This window comes from Geobacillus sp. DSP4a (assembly GCF_013096875.1).
GTDB lineage: Bacteria > Bacillota > Bacilli > Bacillales > Anoxybacillaceae > Geobacillus > Geobacillus thermophilus.
This window is the reverse complement of sequence record NZ_SDLD01000156.1, coordinates 1-774: the sequence shown is the minus strand read 5'-3', so window position 1 is coordinate 774 and position 774 is coordinate 1. Positions and strand designations below refer to the sequence as shown.

1 pseudogene is annotated in these 774 nt (G+C 58.1%); it reads right to left on the bottom strand.

Features of this window, described 5'->3' with window-relative positions:
* Positions 1 to 151 precede the first annotated feature (151 nt).
* Positions 152 to 774, bottom strand: a pseudogene (locus ETC02_RS16775) (ISLre2-like element ISGsp3 family transposase); the annotation flags it as partial.

Genomic DNA, 774 nt, shown 5'->3' with positions numbered 1-774 from the left:
GAGTCAGTCAAGACTTTGTGGAGAACATTTTTTCGGTTCACTACGGGCGTTGTCAATCACTAGTTAGCGAACCATTTTCAGGAATTCATATCGTAAGCGCTTTCGGACTCTCATCCCTCATCTTGAGGCGATGATACGATATTCCATTTTTTTACACCCAACCACCATCCCGGAGCGCCGACAACGCTTGATGGATCGGTGTCCCGGATGACCGCTGCAGACACGGTAGATTCTGACGCACCACATCTGCCCATAACCGTCCGGCCTTCCGTTTGGCCTGTTCGATCCGCTTGGACGTTGTTGAGGCCGAGGCCGCCGTTCGGGTCTCTTCTTCCTCCACCAACTGCCCATTTCTCCGCCAAATCCCGTCGATTCGGGCCGCCATCGCCCTCAGAAACGCCCGAAGCCCTTGGTCTTTCCAGCTGCGGCGGGATTTCACCCGATGCGCAAACCGGCTCATCACGCTCTCGGCGTGGCCCATCGGACGCATGCCGGTCGTCTCCACCCCTTGCTCCGACAGCCACTCCCGATAGTCCCGGATGCATCCCGGCATCGACTCGATCCGGCGGATCATGGCAGCCATCTGCTTCTCTTTCGCTTCGTCCTCCAACGTGCCGACCGCGCTGTTCAGCTCCACCAGAAGCCCCTCTTCGTCTTGTTTCGCCAGCTTCTTCCGCACCTCCCGCCAACGCGGATGGCCGGACAGACACTGACGCAGCTCCCGCGCCACATGAAATCGATCCAGCTGAAAGCACGCCCGCTTCCCAAAATACT